The 17,539-nt window shown below is 41.7% G+C and carries 17 protein-coding genes and 1 tRNA gene; 10 read left to right on the top strand and 8 right to left on the bottom strand.

Going from position 1 to position 17,539, the window contains the following annotated elements:
• Positions 1–56: 56 nt before the first annotated feature.
• On the bottom strand, positions 57–806 hold the full coding sequence (locus tag D2V05_RS16045) for a hypothetical protein (RefSeq protein WP_119648573.1): 750 nt from the start codon (positions 804–806) through the stop codon (positions 57–59).
• A gap of 167 nt (positions 807–973) precedes the next feature.
• On the opposite strand from D2V05_RS16045, the gene D2V05_RS16040 reads away from it, so the two are divergent.
• From D2V05_RS16040 to D2V05_RS16015, 6 genes are read left to right on the top strand one after another with little or no spacing between them, the layout of a single operon-like run.
• A complete protein-coding gene (locus D2V05_RS16040; protein ID WP_119648572.1) occupies positions 974–1,726 on the top strand; it encodes a cyclase family protein in 753 nt (250 codons plus the stop codon).
• Complete coding sequence (locus tag D2V05_RS16035) at positions 1,723–2,073, top strand: DUF4260 domain-containing protein (RefSeq protein ID WP_119648571.1); 351 nt, start codon at positions 1,723–1,725, stop codon at positions 2,071–2,073. The genes D2V05_RS16040 and D2V05_RS16035 overlap by 4 nt, the downstream gene beginning before the upstream one ends.
• Position 2,074: 1 nt before the next feature.
• Positions 2,075–2,698, top strand: a complete 624-nt coding sequence (locus D2V05_RS16030; RefSeq protein WP_119648570.1) for a DUF4230 domain-containing protein — start codon at positions 2,075–2,077, stop codon at positions 2,696–2,698.
• 6 nt (positions 2,699–2,704) lie between these two features.
• On the top strand, positions 2,705–3,103 hold the full coding sequence (locus D2V05_RS16025; RefSeq protein WP_119648569.1) for a Dabb family protein: 399 nt from the start codon (positions 2,705–2,707) through the stop codon (positions 3,101–3,103).
• A gap of 2 nt (positions 3,104–3,105) precedes the next feature.
• Positions 3,106–3,465, top strand: a complete 360-nt coding sequence (locus D2V05_RS16020; RefSeq protein ID WP_119648568.1) for an MmcQ/YjbR family DNA-binding protein — start codon at positions 3,106–3,108, stop codon at positions 3,463–3,465.
• Positions 3,466–3,471: 6 nt separating this feature from the next.
• Entirely contained in the window at positions 3,472–5,241 is a 1,770-nt protein-coding gene (locus D2V05_RS16015; protein ID WP_119648567.1) for a MutS-related protein, read from the top strand.
• Positions 5,242–5,458: 217 nt separating this feature from the next.
• Here D2V05_RS16015 and D2V05_RS16010 read toward each other — a convergent pair whose 3' ends face one another.
• The 4 genes from D2V05_RS16010 to D2V05_RS15995 all read right to left on the bottom strand — a co-directional run bounded on the left by D2V05_RS16010 (position 5,459) and on the right by D2V05_RS15995 (position 11,099).
• Positions 5,459–6,907 (bottom strand): serine hydrolase domain-containing protein, encoded by a 1,449-nt coding sequence (locus D2V05_RS16010; protein ID WP_119648566.1) that lies wholly within the window; start codon positions 6,905–6,907, stop codon positions 5,459–5,461.
• A 176-nt stretch (positions 6,908–7,083) separates the two neighbouring features.
• Positions 7,084–8,184 carry a DUF4407 domain-containing protein gene (locus D2V05_RS16005; protein WP_119648565.1) on the bottom strand — a complete coding sequence of 367 codons (1,101 nt, stop codon included), beginning with the start codon at positions 8,182–8,184 and terminating at the stop codon, positions 7,084–7,086.
• 108 nt (positions 8,185–8,292) lie between these two features.
• Positions 8,293–10,731 (bottom strand): M56 family metallopeptidase, encoded by a 2,439-nt coding sequence (locus D2V05_RS16000; protein ID WP_119648564.1) that lies wholly within the window; start codon positions 10,729–10,731, stop codon positions 8,293–8,295.
• Between the two features lie 2 nt (positions 10,732–10,733).
• Positions 10,734–11,099, bottom strand: a complete 366-nt coding sequence (locus D2V05_RS15995) for a BlaI/MecI/CopY family transcriptional regulator (RefSeq protein WP_119638483.1) — start codon at positions 11,097–11,099, stop codon at positions 10,734–10,736.
• A 132-nt stretch (positions 11,100–11,231) separates the two neighbouring features.
• On the opposite strand from D2V05_RS15995, the gene D2V05_RS15990 reads away from it, so the two are divergent.
• Positions 11,232–11,810, top strand: a complete 579-nt coding sequence (locus D2V05_RS15990; protein ID WP_119648563.1) for a PhnA domain-containing protein — start codon at positions 11,232–11,234, stop codon at positions 11,808–11,810.
• Here D2V05_RS15990 and D2V05_RS15985 read toward each other — a convergent pair.
• Positions 11,807–13,195: a dipeptidase gene (locus tag D2V05_RS15985; RefSeq protein WP_119648562.1), complete on the bottom strand. Its 1,389-nt coding sequence runs from the start codon at positions 13,193–13,195 to the stop codon at positions 11,807–11,809. The genes D2V05_RS15990 and D2V05_RS15985 overlap by 4 nt on opposite strands.
• Before the next feature lie 97 nt (positions 13,196–13,292).
• Between D2V05_RS15985 and D2V05_RS15980 the strand changes: the two genes are divergently transcribed.
• The 3 genes from D2V05_RS15980 to D2V05_RS15970 all read left to right on the top strand — a co-directional run bounded on the left by D2V05_RS15980 (position 13,293) and on the right by D2V05_RS15970 (position 15,602).
• A tRNA-Leu gene (locus tag D2V05_RS15980) sits at positions 13,293–13,377 on the top strand.
• A gap of 324 nt (positions 13,378–13,701) precedes the next feature.
• Positions 13,702–14,094 (top strand): response regulator, encoded by a 393-nt coding sequence (locus D2V05_RS15975; protein WP_119648561.1) that lies wholly within the window; start codon positions 13,702–13,704, stop codon positions 14,092–14,094.
• A gap of 56 nt (positions 14,095–14,150) precedes the next feature.
• Positions 14,151–15,602: a sensor histidine kinase gene (locus tag D2V05_RS15970; RefSeq protein ID WP_147378299.1), complete on the top strand. Its 1,452-nt coding sequence runs from the start codon at positions 14,151–14,153 to the stop codon at positions 15,600–15,602.
• Between the two features lie 10 nt (positions 15,603–15,612).
• On the opposite strand, the gene D2V05_RS15965 is transcribed toward D2V05_RS15970, so the two are convergent.
• Both D2V05_RS15965 and D2V05_RS15960 read right to left on the bottom strand, forming a co-directional pair.
• Positions 15,613–16,548 (bottom strand): threonine ammonia-lyase, encoded by a 936-nt coding sequence (locus D2V05_RS15965; protein ID WP_119648559.1) that lies wholly within the window; start codon positions 16,546–16,548, stop codon positions 15,613–15,615.
• Positions 16,549–16,614: 66 nt separating this feature from the next.
• Positions 16,615–17,526, bottom strand: a complete 912-nt coding sequence (locus tag D2V05_RS15960) for a universal stress protein (protein WP_119648558.1) — start codon at positions 17,524–17,526, stop codon at positions 16,615–16,617.
• Positions 17,527–17,539: the final 13 nt, after the last annotated feature.

The following is a 17,539-nucleotide window of genomic DNA, read 5'->3' as shown; positions in this document are numbered from 1 at the left end:
TAAGGGTTAAATTAGCGATTAATTGCGGTTATACATTGTTGTGCTTTCGTTATTTGTCATTGTACGCTTGGTTTAGTGGCTTCAATTATTTTATCGATGATTATATCTGTTTCTTGACAACGTTCCTTAACTTGTTGAAAGTACCAAAGATTATTATCTAAATAATTTTCGAATGTGATTTCTTGAAACAAAGGGTAGTAATCTGGTTTTACTTTAGAAATTCCTGCCCAAGGATAATTACTCGTCATATCCATTTGTTTAAAAGATATTTTAGGTAATAGATAGGGTATAAGCTCGTTATTCGACCAATTATCCAGTTTTGTCAATCGGGTTTTTCTAATTTCAGATAATGTGTTCCATTTATACAGTAAGTCCGTTATTTTTTGATTTTTTAAAAGGTTTAACTTACCACTTTGTATAATATTTTCAATTGTATTATCGGCAAAAGCTATTTCGCTATATCCGAAAGAAACATAAAATATACTGTCTAAATTATGTTTATAAAGTTCTTCCTTTGAGGCTCCAATTAAATGCATTAAAGTTTCTTGCGCATTCATTTGTTTATTAACTTCAACTAAAAAATCTTTCAAAATCTTTTTATTTTCTTTGAAGTCTTTGTGAAGTTTAGTAATTACCTCCTTTTCTTCTTTTTGCTCAATACGGTTTTGATTCCAGTTGCTGACTTGAAGTGCCAATAGAATACCAATCATAACTAGGATGATTTCACCAATGGCATATTTCAGGTATCTTCCGGTTTTGCCTTCTGAAAGTAGATTTTGTCTAATTTTTCTAAAGAATTTTATCATTGGTCAATGGTCAGTTATAATGAAGCACAACGTTATTGGATATGATTCATTTTTAATGAATTACACCAATCTAAAAGTGAAGATACTGGATTTAAATCAAAGTTCTGCTTGGCTAGTATTGCATTTCTCAAGGGAATTGAGTTAATTACTGCAACAAGTCCAATTACATGATTGCAACCCTAAAACACCTTTCCAAAAATTACAAGATCGACCTTTCCAAACCGTTGGACATTTCCATCGCCATTTCGGGAGGGGAGGCCAACATCAATGCCTGGTATTTGGGCCCACCCAAAATTGAGCCCCATGCCGAGGAGGGATTTGTAGGCAAGGTCACGGAAGGCGCATCTACCAATTTCAATGATATTTTTTTCAATCCGCATTCGCATGTAACCCACACGGAATGCTTGGGACATATCACCGAAGGGTTTCATTCCATCAACCAAAAACTGAAAAAGTTCTTCTTTTTGGCCGAAGTGATCACCGTGGCCCCCGAACAAATGGGGGACGATTTTATCATTTCCGAAAAGCAGTTGCAATACGCTTTGGGCAACAAAAAAAGGGAAGCCGTGGTCATCCGCACCATACCCAACACCAAGGAGAAACGCTCCCGAAACTATTCCGATACCAATCCGCCTTACCTATTGGAAGAAGCGGCCCGTTATTTGGTAAAAAAAGGAGTTGAGCATTTGTTGATCGACCTGCCTTCTGTCGACAAGGAACGGGACGGTGGCGCACTTTTGTGCCATAATGCCTTTTGGAACATCAAAGGAAAGCCTCGTGAAAAGGCCACCATCACGGAACTGATCTATGTGCCGAACAAGGTAAAGGACGGCACCTACTTTTTGAACCTTCAAGTGGCACCTTTTGAAAATGATGCCAGTCCCAGTCGCCCCGTACTCTATAAAATCGAAGAAAAATGAAGACCGTTCTAAAATTGGAGGAAGTGCTCATGTTCGTGTTGGGTATTTATCTGTTCAACCAATTGGACTACGCCTGGTGGTGGTTTCTGGTCCTGATCTTGGCCCCGGATATTGGGATGGTCGGCTATCTTTTCAACAACAAGATAGGCGCGCTCACCTACAATCTGTTTCATCACAAAGGGTTGGCCATTTTGGTCTACTTGGCGGGTGTCTACTTTTCAATACCTTTATGCCAGCTCGTTGGAATCATCCTGTTTTCGCATTCCGCATTGGACAGGGCCATGGGCTACGGACTGAAATATGACAAAGGATTCAAGTTTACCCATTTGGGTGAAATAGGCAATTGATATGGGCGAAGTGATCGACAGCATTTTGGGACTGATTTTGGGTGCAATATTGATGTATTGGGTCTATTCCTTTTTTGGAAAGAAGAAGAGCAAGGAAATCACCGAACAGCAGTCCACCGTTATTTTGAACAAGATCCGCAGTGTGTGCAAGTTGGTTTCCGTGGAAGGGGATTTTGCCGAAATCTATCACTACGAAAACACCAAGGACAGTTTTATGAGCCTGTTCAAAAGCAAAAAGAAAGCGTTGATCGTGATCAAGGCAAAGGCACATATCGGGTATGATTTGAATAAATTGGAATTGAAGGCGGACAACGACAAGCGCAAGATTATTTTAAGCCATTTTCCGCAACCGGAAGTCCTGTCGATTGAGCCAGATCTTCAATTTTACGATATCAAGAACGGTATTTTCAATAGTTTTTCACCCACGGACCTTACCAAATTGAATCAAGAGGCCAAGGACCACATCAAACAAAAAATACCGGAAAGCGGTTTGATGGAAACAGCAAGGAAAGAAGCCTTGCAGGCCGTTTTTGTGGTGGAGAAGATAGTGGAGACCATCGGGTGGAAGCTGGACTACTCCTCTTTGGAAATATCGAACAGGGAAAAACAATTTATAGAAGAATAAACAACCATGAAAATCAAAATCGTAATCTTACTATTGGTGGGTGTATTTGCCTCCAGTTGTGTACAATTCAAAAACGAAATGAACAGTAATTTTGATCCCACCTTTACCCACGTCGTCTATTTTTGGTTCAAAGAACCCAACAACCATGCAGATAGGGTTAAGTTCGAGGCCTCGTTGAAGAAGTTCTTGGAGAACTCCCAATATGCCAAGACCAAATTTATTGGCACCGCACCCAAGGCCACTCGTGACGTGGTGGACGATTCCTTTACGTATTCCTTGATCTTGACTTTTGAGTCTGCGGAAGATCAAGCGGCCTATCAAACAGAACCTCCCCATTTGATCTTTATCGAGGAGTGTCAGGATTTGTGGGAGAAGGTGATCGTGTACGATTCTGAAGGCATCTGACCATGAACGTGGAGGAACTGAGGGAGTATTGCATCGTCAAAAAAGGCGTAACGGAAGAATTCCCTTTTGATGCAGAGACTTTGGTCTTCAAGGTCATGGGGAAAATGTTCGCTTTGGTGCCCTTGGAGCGTGTACCCTCCCAATGTAACCTCAAGTGTGATCCCGAACGGTCCGAAGAATTGCGTGAAACTTATGATGGGATCATTACCCCGGGCTACCATATGAGCAAGGTACATTGGAACACCTTGTATGTGGAACAATTGCCTCCCCAACTGATCAGGGAATTGGTAGACCATTCCTATGAACTGGTGGTTGCCAGCCTCACCAAAAAACTACAACAAGAATTGAAAGACCTACAGTAAATCTGAATGGACGGGATTACGATTTTTTATACCCAGCAACGGGACAAGCATAACGAAGAACTCAAACGGTTAAAAAAGCAATTGGCCCTATTGGCTTCATTGCGACTGCTCGTTTTTGTGATAACGGGTTTGGCGATGTATTTTCTCTGGACGACCAGCTTGGTGTATTGGATTTTCCCTTTGGGATTGGCGGGGTTTTTATATCTCGTTTCTAGGTACAGTGACCTAAAATGGCAAAAAGGGTATGTAGAGCGATTGATTGCCATCAACAACACGGAACTGGAAGTGGCCGCCCGCCGATTTCATCATTTGCCAGATGGAAAGGAATTTTTGGTGCCCGAACATCCGTATGCCCAAGATTTGGATCTTTTTGGTCGAGGTTCCTTTTATCAATATGCCAACAGAACAGCATTGAAACAGGGGAGCCAAGTTTTTGCAGGTCTTTTATTGGATGGATATCCAAAGGATATTACCAAAAAGCAAGAGGCCATTCAAGAATTGGCCCAGTTGCCCGAATGGCGCCAACGGTTCTCTGCATTGGCAGGAGGTACGCATCCCGAAGTACCCCACCATGTGGTTTCCAAGTGGTTGAAGGAACATGTGGCCTTTGTGCCTAAATGGATCAAATATGTGGCCCCGGCATTTGCTTTGGGTTCTATCGGTCTGGTCATTGCTGCTCTTTCTGGATGGATTCCCGAGGTGGTGGTGTTGTATTGGTATGTGGTTGGGGTCGGAATCGTGGGACGGTACGGCAAAAACATTTTGCGCTTCTCTTCCGATGTGTCCAAAGCCCAAGATACCATAGAGCAATATCAAAAATTGATTTCGGAACTGGAGCAAAAGGAATTTGCTTCGGAGCTGCTTCGGAATCTACAACAAAAATTGATCTTGGATGGGGAAAAGACCTCTAAGATATTGAAGAAATTCACCAGACATATGGCCATGTTGGACCAGCAGAACAACTTGTTGATTATGATGTTCGGTCAGGGTCTTGCCTTGTGGAGCCTGTATTTTGCTTACCAAGTAGAAAACTGGATCGGTACATATGGCAAACAAGTGGAAGGTTGGTTCGAGGCCATTGCCTATTTTGATGCCTACAACTCCTTGGGCAATTATGCATTCAATCATCTTGATCACACGTATCCACAAATCACCGATGGACCGATGACCTTGCAGGCCAAAGCGGTGGGTCATCCTTTGGTGGACCCAAAAAAGAACGTGCTCAACGACTTTTCCTTGGATGAAGGCCGATTCAGTATCGTGACCGGTGCCAATATGGCCGGGAAAAGTACTTTTTTGCGTGCGGTGGCCCTACAGATCGTCATGGCCAACATGGGGTTGCCTGTCAAAGGAAAAGAGGTGCAATACCAACCAATTCGATTGCTCACCAGTATGCGTTCCTCGGATTCCCTTGCGGATGAAACCTCGTATTTCTATGCAGAGTTGAAGCGGTTGAAATACATTGTGGACGAACTGGAAAAAGGCAATTGTTTTGTGGTCCTCGATGAGATCTTGAAAGGGACCAATAGTGTGGACAAGGCTGAAGGCTCCAAAAAATTTGTGGAAAAGCTGGTGCGCTCCGGAGCCACGGGATTGGTCGCTACCCACGATTTGAGCCTATGTACCTTGGCCAATGAACTCCCACAAGTGGAAAACCATTATTTTGATGCCCAGATCGTAAACGGGGAACTCTATTTTGACTACCGTTTTAAGGAAGGCATTTGCCAGAACATGAATGCCTCTTTCCTCCTGAAAAAAATGGGAATTGTGGATTAGTGCCCCAAATGATCCTTTTTGAATTTCTGCCACAGGGGATGTACTGATGATTTAATGAAGCCAAAAAAAGAATTACACTTATCGGTGAGTATAAGAATAGTAGCCGACTGCGTGGCACTTTCCTGTCAGTTACAAAAAAGTTGAAGCGGTTTACAATCCATCAATTTATTACTTGTGTTGCTATGATTTTTATACATTGCTATGAGCTGTTTTTGATTTACCATCCGAAAGCCACAATTTGATTACTTTCATTGAATTGCAGGTCAAAACATGGGGTTAAATCAACAATTTTTCCATCTTTCGATTCCAAAACAATATCGTAGCTCATATCCCCATATTCTAAAATATGTTTCAATCGATATTCCAAAAACTCTTTCTGCATGTCCTTCATCCACATTTTGAATCTTCGTTCTCTTTCTTTACTAGCGACATGTTTGTTGATGAAATCATCAATGTTCTCATCATCGGTCAAAATTAGTTCTACAAACTGATGTATGATTTCAAGTTGTTTACTTGTAATATCGGTACTGCCATGTTTTATGCTTTTCATTTTAGGTACAATGGGAGTATAGTTTTCCTTAAAAAGTAATTGCTCTATTTCCCACGCAACAATTTGAGTGTCGTATCTTAATTCGTTGGTCATATAAATGATTACAGTATTTTCTATAGGTAGTTGTATGAAATCGGCATAAAAAACACCATTTGAGCCGTTGTGTGCTATAATTTTTGTATTCCTGTCATTATTCATTATGGTCCATCCGTATGCATAGTGTGAATCTCCCGATTCATTTTCCTTTACGTGGGGAAAAGTGAGTTGCTCAAATGATTTTTTAGAAATTATTTTATTTTCTTTTAATGCTTTATACCATTTATACAAATCGGAAGGATTGGAAAGTATTCCTCCATTGCCTTTTAAATGCCATGATATTTGATTTGAATCTGCTTGCCATTTCATAAGGTGGGTTCCCCAATCTTCCCCGCATTTATAACCGTGGGCAATTTGCGTTGTATCCCATTTTGGGAAAAGATAACCCGTATGTTTCATACCTGCTTTTTGAAAAAGATTTTCCTGCAAATAGGTCTCATAATCTGTTTGCGTAACTTTTTCAATTATCATAGCTAAAATACTGTAACCCACGTTGGAATAACTAAATTGTTTTCCCGGTTCAAAATCTAATGGTGAATTATAAACTTCGCTTAAAAACTTCTCTTTTGAGATGGGAACGAAATCCACTCCGTAACCAAGATTTCCCACTATTCCTGAAGTATGGGTAAGTAATTGATGAATAGTAATGTTTTGTTTGTCCTTCGGCACATTTTCAAAAAATTTGTAAATGGAATCGTGTACCGATAATTTATCTTCTTCTTGTAGTTTTAGAATAGCAGTTGCTGTAAACTGCTTTGTCAATGAACCTATTGTGAAAATGGTTTCTTCAGTTACAGGAAGATTTTCGTTTTTGTTTCTTAGTCCAACGCCACCAGAGTAAAGTATTTCTCCGTCTTTGGCGACTAAAACGCTTGCAGAAAGCCCATTTTCATTACACTCGACCATATAGGATTCAAGTCTGTTTTTCAAAGAGTTGACTATGTCATTTGAGTTGGTTTTGTTTTTGCAGGAAACACAAAGAGTTATAATTATTACTATTATTGAAATATATCTTTTCATTAGTCTAGTTGTATTTTAATTGCCCATAACGTTAAAGATATGATTCGTTTCAATGAATTATATCGACCGATAAGTGACGTTAGGGTTTTTCCGGTTAAAATTCCATCGCCAATGGATGAACATCCTTTTTAAATTGATAACGTAGTGAGATCATTGGGCTTTGGGCACAAATTTGGCTATAAGCCCTTTACCTGCACATTGTGGAAGGAGTCGGCCTGCAGCCGCAACAATTCCTCTGCTTTTTGTTTTTTGTAACGGTACAGTTCTTCCTCGTTCTTGATGTCGGTGTAGATCTTTTCATTGATTTCCCCATCGGTGGCCAACAACAGTTTGCGTTGTTCCACTTTTTGGGTCACCCAAGTGGCCACCACACTTTCCTGCTCTTCAAACTTGAAGTCGTATTCCCCTTTTGGTGCCAACAGTTTGGCAATGATGGGGGCCGTTTCGATGGCCAAGAACAGCAAAAAGATAAAGAAGGAAGGGAACCAAGGTAATTTACCCAAGGCATTGATGCGCGCCATAAGTCCATCAAAACCATCGATGATGGGCTGGGAGTTGGTCACCGCCGAGTTATAATCCGTTTCCAGGGCAACAATTTGAGCTTCAATTCCTGCTATTTTGGCTGTGTTGGTTTCCTTTAAGGTGTTGAGTTCCGCCAAGGCAGCATCGTGTTTATCACGTTTTTCCTTGTAAACGGGTCCCTTGCCCAAAAGACCTGTTCCGGCAGTACCTTCGGCCTCGGAAATATAAGTGTCGTATAAGGCGTTGGTTTCGGCTTCTTTGGTGGCGATTTCTCCCTTCAGGTTGGCAATGTCCTGATTAAGACTTTGGATTTTAGGTGTGTATTGCAGGGCCAATTGCTCCTTGTTGTTCAAGGTCATGGAGTTCTTTTCTTCCAAGAGCACTTGGTTGATTTCCTTTTCAAAGATTTTCATTTCCAACGGTTTGGAAATGACCACGGCAATGATAATCGCCAAAATGATCCTCGGTGCGGCCTGTAGCAGTTCACTTTTAAAATTGTCCCTCTTTTTGATGGTGGACACAATATATCGGTCCAGATTAAAGATCAACAGACCCCATATCAACCCAAAAAAGATGGACGTGTAGATATTGTCAAATACTGTGTAAAGGGCATAACCACTGGCAATAAAAGCCATAACGGCAGTGAAGAATACCGTGGCGCCAATACCGGCATATTTGTTCTGTTCCCCGTTGGAGCAGGTTTTTAGAATTTCAGTATCGGCTCCTGAACAAAAAATAAAAAAACGTTGTAGCATGATCGTGTTCTCTTTGATTGATAGGGTATTAGAACGTGATTTTGGAAATATTGTTACATAAAAAGCCCCAATTAAGGGGCTTTTAACATAATAAGGCTTCTTGGAAGGCTAGTTTTCTATTACGATGGGCTCCGTGGAGAGTTTCACGATAGGTTTGCCACTATCTGATCCTCTGGTATCAATATTGATGCTCTTATTGTTTTCCAACACCTTGATAGCTTCCTTGGCGGTTATTTCTTTTCCATTATGCATGAAGGTGGCCCCCTTGGCTGCCATTTCCTTGATATGCTCCATAGGGGATTTGGGCTCTGGTGGAGCAGGGGGAGAAGACGGATTATAAATATTTATGTCATTAACATTTGTTGGGGCTATTGGTGATGCTGGTTGTGCAATATTGCCGCCAACAACATCATAGGGATCATTTGTATCAATTATTTTTTGAATTTGATTTGAAGCATACTCTGTATCCGAAACATTTTTAGGAGGTTCAGGTGCATCTGGTGCTGGAGGCGGTGGCGGAAAATTAGGGAAGGGTTCCGCATCTTCCTGTTGTTTTTTGGACATTTTACCGTAGATTTCCTTTAACCGCATCACCTCTTGCTTTTGAATGTACATATGGTTACGATCCATTTCATTGTATTTTTTGGCCAAGGCATTGTATTCTTTCATCTCCTCACGAGAAGCACTGGATTGCGGAGAAGTTTCAGGACCTACAATATTGATGGTGGCAGCACCATATTCCGCAAGGATTTTATCCACCTGCTGGATGACATCTTTTGGTGTTTTGGCTTCTACGTGTATAACCGAACGAACTATTTTTTTGCGTTGATCAAAGGAAAGATGTTCGTTGACTTTGGAAAGCGTTTGCTTTAAATCCTCCAAAGGAACGATCTTCCCTTGAAATAATAATTTGCCGTTATTATTGATGTAGATTTCAATGAAATCGATGGCTTTTTGGGCAGACACCGTGTATATGGCAAAGCCTGCTCCTTGTCCTTTTTCCAAAGGTGTCATGCCAGTTATTTGATTTCTTTTGATGGTTTTATTCAATTTGAAGGCTGGTAGGAGGGTTTTGCCATCGACCATGACCAAATCATCCTTGGAATTTAGTTTGATCCAACTATCGCTCACCAAATAGTATTGGCCCTCCACCTGCATAAAAATATTTTGATTGCCCTTTTTGGCCTCGTCCATCTTTTTATGAAACTCGAAATCCTCTTTAACTTGGTTATAGCTCGTTAGAATTGTTTCGTAATCAAGATTTTTAGGATTGGTTACCAAGGAAGAAAGTTCTTTTGCACTTGACTTCTTTTGTCGCATGGCAAAATACATGGCGGAACTAATGTTGCCCTGTAGATCCCCCCAGTGTTCCTTTTGTGCAATTGAATTGTAACCTTCTTTGACCACGGAGAAATCAAAATAAATCTCTCCTGGGTTTGAAACTTCAAGCTCAACCGTATAATAACCTCGGTTGTCGGTTTTGGAGAGAATTTGCCCATCGTTCCCCAATATGGTTGCATTTTCCAAGGGCAAAAGGGTTTCTGAATCTACCACTAAACCAGCCAGTTCTATTGATCTCGGGGACAGACTTTCGACTGCATTTAGATTGCTGGACTTTGGATAAATGGACGTTTCCGAACCCACGTTTTTTACCACGGGGACTTTCTCAGTTTCACTAAACCCCAATAATAACAGGGCCGTAAGTGGAAGCACGAGCAGGCTCCTCAATACAAATGATTTTCTTGATGTGTTTGTTTTCATGACTGTAAACCTTTTTTTGATTGATGAATAATTAATGGCATTGGCAATGCCGGTCGACTGATATTGTTCAAAACTACCGTGTGATAAGTACGATAGGATAGTATTTTGATATTGGGAATGGTGGTCATTACTCCCTTTGATTACCGCCCTGTCCGCCAAAAATTCGTGGTTCAGCTTAATGGACGATTTAAACAAGTAGATGATGGGGTTGAACCATAGAATGACCTGGGCCAATTCAATGAGTAAGATATCCAGGCTATGCCGTTGCTTGGCATGAGTTTCTTCATGTAAGATTACCTCCTGTGGAATATGTTTCTCCTCAAATTGTTTTTGGTTCAAAAAGATATAGTTGAAGAAGGTATGGGGTGGAAGGGATTGTCTTAAGAGTACCCTGGTAATGAAGTTTTCCTTGAATTTGGGATTTTTGCGTATACGTAGAGTAATTTGAGCTAGGTTCCTTAAAAATCGAACTCCAAATCCGATAACACCCAAAACATAAACCATCCACAATCCAATTTCCCAATCAAAATAGGGCTCTTCTGTAACTACTTGACCAGTTACTGTGTCCGAAATTTGCCCAGTGATGGGAGAGGTGGTTTGGGTAGTTTGTTGTGCCATTTCCACATATTCTGTGAAGACTACAGCTGGGATTAAGAAGGAGGTAATCAATGCTCCCAACAGAAAGAATCGTTTGAATTGGTGTATGCTTTCCTTTTCCAAAACCAGTTTATAAAAGGCTAGGAAAATGACAAGGCATGCGGTGGATTTTAATAGGAAGACCAACATGGTTATTTCTTTTTGATTTCGTTGTCTATCAATTTTCTCAATTCTTCTAATTCGGCTTTGCTCAAGTTCGTTTCTTTGGCGAAGAAGGAAGCAAATTGGCTGGCACTGTCGTTAAAAAAGTTTTTGATGAGCCCGTTCACGTGTTTGGAAAAGTAATCCTGCTTTTTCACCAGTGGATAGTATTCCCTACTTCTTCCTATAGTGTTGTAGGCAACAAAGCCTTTGTCCGCCATCCGTTTTAAAAGGGTCGCTACCGTAGTGGTGGCCGGTTTGGGTTCCGGATAAGCGTCCAAAAGGTCTTTCATGTAGGCCTTCTTCAACATCCAAACAATGTTCATCAATTCTTCTTCTGCTTTTGACAACTGCATCTGTGGTATTTTTAATTGTGCTCTACAAATATAGAATAAAAATTTTAATTCTACAAATGTAGAGTTTGTTAAAATTGATAATAGGATGTTTTACTTTCCAAAAATGTTAAGTTTGCCGTCAAATACAACATCATGGGATTATTGGAAGATTTACAGAACAGGAGCGGTAACCAATGTGAACTTTGTGGCGCAACGGAAGATTTGAAGGTATATGAAGTGCCACCAGTGTCTACCGGAGGATTGGATGGCAGTGTGTTGGCCTGTGCCACCTGTTTAGGTCAGATTGAAGATCCCGAAAGCATGGATTCCAATCATTGGCGATGTTTGAACGATAGCATGTGGAGTGAGCACGACGCTGTTAAGGTGGTGGCTTGGCGTATGTTGAATCGATTAAAATCCGAAGGTTGGCCGCAAGATCTGTTGGATATGATGTACTTGGATGACGAGGTTTTGGCCTGGGCCAAGGCAACCGGCGAAGGTCAGGATGCCGCGGACATGGTGGTGCATCGCGATTCCAATGGGGTAGTATTGGAAAACGGAGACAATGTGGTGCTCATCAAAGACTTGAAAGTTAAAGGTTCCAGCATGGTCGCAAAACAGGGAACCGCCGTGAGACGGATTTCCCTGGATCGCGAAAATGCCGAATATATTGAAGGCAAGGTGGACGGTCAACAGATTGTCATCCTAACCAAATACGTGAAGAAGCTTTAAGCTTTCATCTCCGCATAATATTGGTAGAAATAGGGGATGGTCTCGATTCCTTTCAAGAAATTCCACACCCCAAAATGCTCGTTGGGCGAATGGATGGCATCACTGTCCAACCCAAACCCCAATAGAATGGTCTTGCTTTCCAATACCTTTTCAAATAGGGCCACAATCGGAATACTGCCCCCAGTTCGTTGGGGTACGGGACTTTTACCAAATGTTTTTTCTATGGCTTTGGCTGCCGCTTGGTACCCATCACTATCAATAGGGGTCACATAAGCCTGACCACCATGGTGCGGGGTCACTTTTACTTTTACACTTTTGGGCGCAAGGGAGATAAAGTGCTTGGTGAACAGGTCCGTGATTTCATGCCAATCCTGGTTGGGCACCAATCGCATGGAAATTTTGGCATAGGCCTTACTGGCAATAACAGTTTTGGCGCCTTCACCGGTGTAGCCGCCCCAAATACCGTTTACATCCAACGTGGGCCGTATACCGAAACGTTCCGTGGTGGTATACCCTTTTTCCCCATGTACATCGCCGATGTCCAAAGCCTTTTTGTACTCCTCTAGGTCGAAGGGAGCCTTGGCCATTTCAGCACGTTCTTCATCGGAAATGATTTCTACCTTGTCATAAAACCCAGGAATGGTAATATGGTTGTTCTCATCGTGAAGGGCAGCAATCATTTTTGCCAATACGTTGATGGGGTTGGGTGCTGCCCCACCATAAATTCCGGAGTGCAGGTCACGGTTGGCCCCGGTCACTTCCACTTCCACGTAGCTAAGGCCACGCAAACCGGTGGTGATGGAAGGGTTTTGGTTGGAAATCATCCCGGTGTCGGAAATCAAAATGATATCGTTCTTGAGTTTTTCCTTGTTTGCATCCAGAAAACCGGCCAAACTATCGCTGCCGACCTCTTCCTCGCCCTCGATCATAAACTTGACATTGCAGGGCAACTGATTGTTCTTGATCATGAATTCCACCGCCTTCACGTGCATGAAAAACTGACCTTTATCGTCACAGGCGCCACGGGCAAAAATGGCACCATCAGGGTGCTTTTCTGTTTTTTTGATGACGGGTTCAAAAGGAGGGGAGTCCCAAAGGTTCATGGGATCCGGTGGCTGCACATCGTAATGGCCATAGACCAGTACAGTGGGTAAATTGGGGTCGATGATCTTATCGGCATAAACCACGGGATAGCCCTTGGTCTCACAAATCTCGGCATTGTCGCAACCCGCGTCGATCAAGGATTTTTCAACGGCCTTCGCAGTTTCCAGTACATCGTGGGAATAAGCGGTATCCGCACTGATGGAGGGAAGTTTTAGCAGTTCAATAAGTTCGTTGATGAATCTGTCCTTGTTGGAGTGGATGTAGTTGTTGATGTCTTCCATAAATGTGTTAAAAACGACCCTAAAAGTACAAAAAACAAGTTTTTAAAGGTATCAGATTTGCAAATCGGAAAATTGATTTATATTTGCACTCCTTTCTGCGGATGTGGTGGAACTGGTAGACACGCTAGACTTAGGATCTAGTGCCGCAAGGTGTGCAGGTTCGATTCCTGTCATCCGCACCAAAGATAGAAGCTCCTTTTTCGGGAGCTTTTTTTATGTGCAAAAATTACATTTGTTGTAATTTTTTGTTAAATGTTAAAATAAAACAATATCTTTAAGTATAGCGTGCCCGAATATCGGTATTGAAAGAATTTGTAGAAATCCATATCATTTTCTGTGTAACGAAAATTCTTAAAACAGTGTAATAATCGGCATAATTAGAGGATTTTTTTGCCAATTCAATAATATAATAAAAGATGGGATTTGGAGTTTTATATTCTGTATGCTATCAATATTTAAGGTACGCAAACTAAAAAAACTAACTTAATTTATTATTGCCAGACATTATGTATAAGGAAATTTATTTGGTTGATGACGAAGACTTGGTAAACACGATTAATGCAATCCATTTCAGAAGAATGGGATTGGAGGAAAGGGTAAAAAGTTTTACCAATCCGGAACTTGCCCTGGATGATCTTCGTTTTAGGGAGAACCCCAACACCAAAACCCTGATCTTGTTGGATATCAATATGCCTGAGATGAGCGGTTTTGAATTCTTGGAATTTATGATGTTGGAGGATTTTTCAGAAAGTAATGAAGTTTTGCTCGTAACTTCCTCAGAATCCGATGCGGATAAAGAAGAAGCCAAAAAATACGAAAAATACGTTAAGGAGTTTATTACTAAGCCATTACAGATATCACATTTGGAAGATTATCTACAAAGTTCTTATAAAAAGTAAAGATTCTATTTTTAATGATACAATCTTTAATGGGTTACTTTACACCAGCCTAAGCAGTGAAAGAGAAACAGATACTTATTCATAACAAGATAGAAATTGTTGGGGATAGAGGCGACGTTGTTTGGGCAATGGATAGTGATTACAGACTTACGGCCTTTAATTCCTCATTTGAAAAAAGAATAAGGGATGAGCATTTAGGTGACACCATAAAGGGGATGGACCTTCGGAGAATCTACGAGCAAGGAGTATTCTTCAGTCCATGCAAACAGGGTTGCGAAAAAGCACTCAACAGGTATGCAACTACTTCGGAACATACTTTCCTACATAATCACAGTACCTTTGTACACGAGTTTTCTTTTCAACCATTTATGGATGATACAGGCAATGTTATTGGATGCTGTATTTGGCAGAAAGACATAACCCAAGAGCTCGATAACATTCACCAACTTGAAGAAAGTGAAGAGCGGTACCAGGAGGCCCAAGAGATTGCCAATTTTGGTCATTGGAACTGGGACATGATCAAGGATGAAATTACATGGTCTGATCAGTTGTTTCATATTTTTGGCCAAGTTCCAGGAAAGTTTGAGGCCACTTTTGAGGCATTGATGAACATTATTCACCCAGAGGACCAGCAAGTATTCAATGAGGATGTAGAACGATGTATCAATGAAAAAGTGCTGCATGACATTGTGCACAGAATAGTGGTAAACGATGGGGAGATACGTTATGTGCACCAGATAGGTAGGGCGTTTTACGATATGAACGGTATCCCATACCGGATGTCCGGGACTACACAGGATATTACGAAGGATGTTATGTACAATCATCAAATAGTGCAACAGAACAACGAACTTCAGAATTTTGTCCGGATCATATCACACAACTTAAGAGCGCCTATCTCAAATCTTTTAATGCTATCTAAAATTTATGATTGGGGAACCCATGACATGAATGATGATATCATGAAAAAAATAGAGAACACTACAGAAGCGTTGGACCAGACCATAAAAGACCTAAACCTATCGTTGTCGTTAAAAAGGGTGGACAAGGAAAACTTCAAGAAAATCAAGTTAAAAGAGGTCATGAAGGATGTGGATGGCCTTTTGGCCGATGAGATTGATAAGAAAGAGGCCGTGGTCCTGACGGATTTTTCCAGGGCCGAAGGGATTATGGGGATCAGGAGCTATTTTAACAATATCCTGTACAATCTAATTCTCAATGCCTTGCATTATTCCAAGGAAGAGGAAAAACCTTCCATAGAACTTTCCACGGAAGAAACTGAATCCGAAGTGATATTAACGGTGTCGGACAACGGGATTGGAATAGAATTGACACCGGAAAGGGAGCGAAAAATCTTTGATATGTATGGAAGATTGAGCGGTGCCACAGAGGGTAAGGGGTTAGGGCTTTATTTGGTCAAGACCCAAGTGGAAGCCATGAACGGAAAGATAGAGGTGAAAAGTGAGAAAGATGTGGGTACCACTTTCATTATGCACTTCCAGAAATAATAATCTTTTTTTAAAAGGGCAAATGGGCCAGATCCACGTTTCCACCCGAAATGATGATACCTGTTTTTTTTCCTTTGAACTTTTCCTTTTGATTTAATATAGCGGCAAAGGCAACAGCACTGGAAGGTTCACATACAATCTTTAACCGCTCCCAAAGAATCCGCATGGCGGTAACGATTTCAGCTTCTTTCACCCGTATAATTTCCTCTACATGCTGTTGGATAATAGGAAAGTTTCTATCTCCCAATTGGGTTTTTAACCCATCCGCGATCGTATTTGTGGTTTCATTGGACTCTATTTTACCGCTCAACAGGGATCTATAGGCATCGTCCGTTTCCAAAGGCTCCCCACCAATCGTACTGCATTCTTTTCCAAAATAGTGTGCAGCAAGGGCCGTTCCGGCAATCAGGCCACCTCCGCCTACAGGGGTCACCACGTAATCTAGGTTGGGATATGCCTCCAACAATTCCATGCAAGCCGTTCCTTGTCCCAAAATAACTTGGTCATCGTTGGATGGATGGATGAAGGTTGCCCCGTATTTTTCCTCGATTTGTTTGGATTCACGTTCACGGGCCTCCAAGGTAGGTTCACATTCAATTACGAGTCCTCCATACCCCCTTACCGCGTCCTTTTTCACTTGGGGAGCGGTATTGGGCATTACGATATAGGCCTTCACCCCCAGACCTTGCGCGGCAAGGGAAAGGGCCTGTGCAAAATTCCCCGAGGAATGGGTCACCACACCTTGTCGCTTTTGTTCCTCGCTCAACTGCATAATGGCATTGGCCGCCCCCCGCATTTTAAAGGCTCCCATTCGTTGGAAGTTTTCACACTTAAAGAACAGTTCAGCTCCGGAAACACCATTGATCAAACGGGAGGTAAGGACAGGGGTATTGTGGATGAACGGCTTTATCCGATTGTGGCATTCGATGAGGTCTTGCTTGGTCATATATGAAAATTAAGCCCGGATCTGGGAATTTCGGATCCGGGCTTAAAGATAGGAAGGGAGAGTTAATTAATGATGCGATTCCATCTTTTGTTCCTCTTCTTGCTCTTCCTCGACACTAATGCCTTCCATGCCCAATTCCGGGATCACCAACAAGGGAATTTGCGTGTGGAACGCTGTTCTTTTGATGATGGGTTCCCGGGTCATTTTTTCCATGTAGCTGTGCTGATAGTTTAACAGGGCCAGCAAATGGATGTCAAGTTCCTTTGAAAACATTTCAAGGGTATGGGATACCGAGTTGAGTTCCGAAACGGTATGTATATAGTGTTCCACGTCGCCCAGATACCTTCGCAACATGTTCAGGTTGAACTGCTGCAATTCCGAAAGGGCCTTAATGCCATATTGTACATGCACGATCCGTATGGTGGCCTTGAACATTTTGGCCATTTCCAATAAGGGGGAAAGCTCCGAAGTGGTATAGAACCTATTAAAATCGGTGGCGAATGCAATCTCCGATGGAGTCACATATTCAAAATTGTACGGTATGGCCAGGATGGGACATTTTTTGGTGCTCTTTATGATTCGCACCGTATTGCTCCCCATAAAAACCTCATCCACACCTGAAGCTCCCTTGGTTCCGGTAACCACTAAATGGATACCCAACGTTTCCACAATATCCTTTACCTCTTCCATCAATAGGTTGAATGATGAAATGGTCTCAAAAGTATGGTTGGGATTGCCATACTTGCTTTTTATCCGAGCCACAGTTTTCTGTAATCCTCGTTCAGAAGTCTCCCTCACCGCATCAACAATACGAACGCCATCCACCATTTTCGCCATAAAACGGCTACTTGGAATCACCGGGGTGTAGGTATTGAGCAGATAAAAAGTACAACGTTTGTTGCGGAACAATTGCATGGCGTAGTCGATGGCATTCCATGCATTTTCCGAAAAATCCGTAGGTATTAAAATCTTTTGCATCTGACTAAGAATA

This window comes from Flagellimonas pelagia, assembly GCF_003584135.1.
GTDB classification, from domain to species: Bacteria; Bacteroidota; Bacteroidia; order Flavobacteriales; family Flavobacteriaceae; genus Flagellimonas; species Flagellimonas pelagia.
Note: the sequence above shows the minus strand (reverse complement) of the source record. Positions and strands in the feature narration are given on the sequence as shown.

Coding starts and splice junctions, on each gene's coding strand:
- D2V05_RS16020 (WP_119648568.1), top strand. CDS start 3,106: ATGAACGTGGAGGAACTGAGGGAGTATTGCATCGTCAAAAAAGGCGTA.
- D2V05_RS16035 (WP_119648571.1), top strand. CDS start 1,723: ATGAAGACCGTTCTAAAATTGGAGGAAGTGCTCATGTTCGTGTTGGGT.
- D2V05_RS15995 (WP_119638483.1), bottom strand. CDS start 11,099: ATGCAGTTGTCAAAAGCAGAAGAAGAATTGATGAACATTGTTTGGATG.
- D2V05_RS15990 (WP_119648563.1), top strand. CDS start 11,232: ATGGGATTATTGGAAGATTTACAGAACAGGAGCGGTAACCAATGTGAA.
- D2V05_RS15965 (WP_119648559.1), bottom strand. CDS start 16,548: ATGACCAAGCAAGACCTCATCGAATGCCACAATCGGATAAAGCCGTTC.
- D2V05_RS16030 (WP_119648570.1), top strand. CDS start 2,075: ATGGGCGAAGTGATCGACAGCATTTTGGGACTGATTTTGGGTGCAATA.
- D2V05_RS16045 (WP_119648573.1), bottom strand. CDS start 806: ATGATAAAATTCTTTAGAAAAATTAGACAAAATCTACTTTCAGAAGGC.
- D2V05_RS16015 (WP_119648567.1), top strand. CDS start 3,472: ATGGACGGGATTACGATTTTTTATACCCAGCAACGGGACAAGCATAAC.
- D2V05_RS16040 (WP_119648572.1), top strand. CDS start 974: ATGATTGCAACCCTAAAACACCTTTCCAAAAATTACAAGATCGACCTT.
- D2V05_RS16010 (WP_119648566.1), bottom strand. CDS start 6,907: ATGAAAAGATATATTTCAATAATAGTAATAATTATAACTCTTTGTGTT.
- D2V05_RS16000 (WP_119648564.1), bottom strand. CDS start 10,731: ATGTTGGTCTTCCTATTAAAATCCACCGCATGCCTTGTCATTTTCCTA.
- D2V05_RS15960 (WP_119648558.1), bottom strand. CDS start 17,526: ATGCAAAAGATTTTAATACCTACGGATTTTTCGGAAAATGCATGGAAT.
- D2V05_RS16025 (WP_119648569.1), top strand. CDS start 2,705: ATGAAAATCAAAATCGTAATCTTACTATTGGTGGGTGTATTTGCCTCC.
- D2V05_RS16005 (WP_119648565.1), bottom strand. CDS start 8,184: ATGCTACAACGTTTTTTTATTTTTTGTTCAGGAGCCGATACTGAAATT.
- D2V05_RS15985 (WP_119648562.1), bottom strand. CDS start 13,195: ATGGAAGACATCAACAACTACATCCACTCCAACAAGGACAGATTCATC.
- D2V05_RS15975 (WP_119648561.1), top strand. CDS start 13,702: ATGTATAAGGAAATTTATTTGGTTGATGACGAAGACTTGGTAAACACG.